Annotated in this window: 4 protein-coding genes; all 4 read left to right on the forward strand. The window is 71.7% G+C overall.

Features of this window, described 5'->3' with window-relative positions; genetic code table 11:
* Positions 1-4 precede the first annotated feature (4 nt).
* A complete protein-coding gene (locus IJH84_RS03405) occupies positions 5-91 on the forward strand; it encodes a TraR/DksA C4-type zinc finger protein (RefSeq protein ID WP_295140044.1) in 87 nt (28 codons plus the stop codon).
* Between the two features lie 310 nt (positions 92-401).
* A complete protein-coding gene (locus tag IJH84_RS03410; RefSeq protein WP_295140040.1) occupies positions 402-1,850 on the forward strand; it encodes a serine/threonine-protein kinase in 1,449 nt (482 codons plus the stop codon).
* Positions 1,851-2,065: 215 nt separating this feature from the next.
* A complete protein-coding gene (locus tag IJH84_RS03415; RefSeq protein ID WP_200070492.1) occupies positions 2,066-3,574 on the forward strand; it encodes an ABC transporter substrate-binding protein in 1,509 nt (502 codons plus the stop codon).
* On the forward strand, positions 3,571-3,905 hold a 335-nt coding region (locus IJH84_RS03420; RefSeq protein ID WP_295140043.1), incomplete at its 3' end, for a class I SAM-dependent methyltransferase. The genes IJH84_RS03415 and IJH84_RS03420, both read left to right, overlap by 4 nt.

A 3,905-nucleotide genomic window follows, 5' to 3' on the forward strand; every position in this document is an offset into this window, starting at 1 on the left:
CGGCGTGTGCGAGCGGTGCGGGGCGGCCATCGGGGCCGAGCGGCTGGAGGCGCTGCCCGCCGCGGCGACGTGCATCGCCTGCGCGACCTGACCGAATTCGCGTTCGACGGCGCCGATCAGCGAGAACCGCTGTGCGCCGGTGCTGTGCACAATCGACGAGCGCGTCGGCCGCGGGTGTCGGAGGCCCTCCTGTTGCGCGATTCATTCCGAAGGGGCGTCGGTTTCCGCACCGGTGCGGAGTTCGTTTATTGATTCCCGTGATAACCGGGATGGTCGGTTGTCGCGCACCGGGGACCATGAATCCACCTATTTCCGGATCCGTCGCCGTGCTGCGGTAAATTCCGGATCACGTATCCGTCGCCGCGTGGCTGATCGATGATGACGGTGGAGGGGTGTCGCGGGTGAGTGGACCGGGTTCGCAGGCCGAAGTACGAACGATCGGGGACGGGCGCTATGCGCTGCTGGAAGAGGTCGGCAGAGGCGGAATGGGGGTCGTCTGGCACGGGGAGGACCGGCTCATCCAGCGGCCGGTCGCGATCAAGGAGATCTCGGTGCCGCGCAATCTCACCGCGCAGGACCGGGACTCGTCCATCCGGCGGCTGCTGCGGGAAATCCGCGGGGCCGGGCGGATCAACGATCCGGCCGCGGTCACCGTCCACGATGTGCTCTGGGACAGCGATGCCGGTGTCGTCCACATCGTGATGGAATTCGTCGAGGGTTCTTCGCTCGCCGAAGTGCTGGACCGATTCGGGCCGATGCGGCCGGAATGGGCCGCGGCGATCGCGCTGGAAGTGCTCGACGCGCTGCAGAGCGCGCACCGCATCGGAATCGTGCACCGCGATGTCAAACCCAGCAATATCCTGCTGCCGTCGGCCCGTTCGCGCGCGAAACTCGCGGATTTCGGGCTCGCCTGGATGCAGGAGGACACCCGGCTCACCCGGTCCGACATGATCATGGGTTCGCCCGCCTACCTGAGCCCGGAACAGGTCAACGGCGACCCGGTGAGCACCGCGACCGACATGTGGCAGCTCGGCGTCACGCTCTACAGCATGTTGTCCGGGCATTCCCCGTTCGGCCGCACCGAACAGCAGGCGGGGTTGTACGCGGTGGTCAGCTATTCGCCGCCGAAGCTGGACTGCGGCGAGCCGCTCGCCTCCACCGTGGCCGGGCTGCTGGACAAGCGCGCCGAGCGGCGCCCGGATGCCGACGACGTGCGGGGCGTCCTGGAGCAGTACGCGCCCGACGGGCGGAGCGGGTCGCAGGACCGCACGACCTCCGTCAGGCGGCGGCGCGCACCGCGGCGGCGGATGGCGCTGGTCGTCGCCGGGACGGCGCTGGCGATCGCGGCCGCGCTGGTGGGAGGCATCGCCATCGGCGGAGCCACCGCCACCGGCGATACCGGCGTCGCCATCCCCGCGCGGGTCGTCGGCACGTCTGCGACGACCTGGAACAGCCAGATCCACGACGGCACCCCGAACCCGGAAGACGTGGATCTGACCGAGACCACCTACGGCAACACCTGGTGCGCCGACGGGGACGCGCGGCCCGGCGGGCGGATGGACCCGGTCGGCTGCGATGCGGCGCACGACATGGAGGTGTTCGCCGGCATCCAGCTGGCCAAGGACGACGCCTACCCGCCGCCGGCGGAGGCGGCGACGCTGTGCCGCGACAGGTTCGGCTCCTACCGCAACAACCCGTGGCTGCAGGCGCGTGAAGTCGAGGTCACGGCGTTGGCGCCCGCCAGGGAGCGGTGGGACGAGCGGCAATCCGAGTACCGGCACGTGGTGTATTGCGCCGTGAACTACGCGTCCGGGGCGAAGCTTCCGGGCAGCGGCTTGGTGGCGCAGTGAGCAGCCGTGCCGCTGACCCGCTCGCGGCTTGCCCGAGGCCGCGCAGCGCGCCGGAGTCCTGCGCGCAGGCGCGGCTCGATGCCGCACGCGCTCCGCGCCGCACCCGCTGAACCGGTAACAACCAGCGATCGCGCCCACATTCGACGGCCATTCCTGGCCCCGGCCACGTTGTCCGTGCAAGGATTCCAGGGTTTGTTCTTGCAAGGAGTTGGTCGTTGCGCATCAGGTGCACTTGGCTGGTCTTCGGACTGGTGCTGGCCGTAGCCGGCTGCGGCTTCACCGGTGGTGCCGCGGACCCGGCGGCGCTGCGGGTCGCCATGGCGATCCCGCCGCGGGCGAACTGGTCCCCGGCCTCGGACGACGCGCTGCTGCTGATGCGGCTCGGCGTCACCGAGACGCTGCTCGACGGCTCACCGGACGGCACGGTCCGCCCGGGCTTGGCGGAGTCCTGGCAGCGCACCGGCCCGACCGAGTGGCGTTTCACGCTCGCCGAGGGCGTCCGGTTCCAGTCCGGTGAGCCGCTGACCGCGCAGGCCGCCGCGGACTCGGTGAACCGGGTCGTGCACGCGCCCGCACCGCCGCGTGCGCTGCGCGGCACGATCGAGCAGGCCGCCGCACTGGACGACCGGACTCTCTCGGTCCGCACGGTTGCGCCCGATCCGATCCTGCCGCAGCGGATGAGCACGGCGAACACGGCGGTGCTGGCGCCCTCCGCGATCCGCCCGGACGGTTCGGTCGACCCGCTCAAGGGGCCGGGCACCGGGCCGTTCGAGATCACCGGAGCGGACGGTGCGCAAAGCGTGTCGCTGCGCCGCTTCGACGGTCACCGGGCAGGCCCGGCCAAGGTCGCGCAGGCGCAGGTGCGTTTCGTGGAGGATTCCGCTGCGCGGGTCAGCGGGTTGCGCAGCGGCGAGTTCGACCTGATCGACAAGGTTCCGATCACGCAGCTGGACGCGCTGCGCGGCGACGAATCGCTCGCGCTGTCCACCGTGGACCTGCCGCGCACGACCGCGTTGCACCTCAACACCTCGCGGCCGCCGTTCGACGATCCGCGGGTACGCGGCGCCGCGGCCGAGGCGATCGACCGCGCCGAACTCGTCTCCGGTGTCCTTCGAGGACAAGGCAAGCCCGCGAGCCGCTACTTCGGTCCCGCGGTCCCGTTCAGCGCCGAGAAACCCCCACCGCCGGGCGATGTTCCCGCCGCGCGGCAGGCGTTGGCCGCGGCGACCGGCGGGCGGCCGGTGCCGATCACCATCGGCACCTACCCGGACCGGCCGGAGCTGCCCGCGCTGGCCACGGCGGTGGCCGACGAACTGGGCCGAGCCGGTTTCCAGGTGCGGATCGTGCAGCAGCCACCCGACCGGATCGAGGCCCGCGCGTTGTCGGGCGAGTTGGACGCCGTCGTGTACTCGCGCAACCAGCTCGTCGACACCCCGGACGCCGCGACGCACCTGACCAGCGACTTCAGCTGCCGGGGCGGGTTCAACCTGGATCACTTCTGCGCGCCGGAGTTCGAGGCGCTGCTCGCCGAGCTGCCGCGGCTCACCGACCCGGCCCGCCGGGCCGAGGTGTTCCGCCGAGCCGACGACCTGCTGGCCGAGAAGGTGGCGGGGATCCCGCTGGTGCACGAGCAGCAGCGCTTCGCGCACCGCGCCGAAGTGCGCGGCATCCCCGCCGACCCGCTGGAGCACGAGTTCCTGACCCGGGAGGTCACGCTGGGATGACCGAGGCACCAGAAGCGGTCGTCGAGTACTGGGACGCCCGCGCGCGGCTCGGCTACGACAGCCAGCCCGGACAGGACCCGGCCCGCGCGCTGTGGGCCGAACGCGTCGGACCGCTGGTGTCCGATGTGGTCGGACGCGGTGCCGAAGTGCTCGATTCCGGATGCGGGACCGGATTCCTGGCGCGGCTGTTCGCCGCGGACGGGCACCGGCTCACCGGGCAGGACGTTTCGGCCGGGATGCTCGCGGTCGCGGCCGAGCGCGGCACGGCCGAAGGGCTCGGCATCCGGTGGGAGCTGAGCGAATCGGCCCGGCCGCCGCGCGGACCGTTCGA

The organism is Saccharopolyspora sp., from assembly GCF_017434145.1.
GTDB classification, from domain to species: domain Bacteria; phylum Actinomycetota; class Actinomycetes; order Mycobacteriales; family Pseudonocardiaceae; genus Saccharopolyspora_C; species Saccharopolyspora_C galaxeae.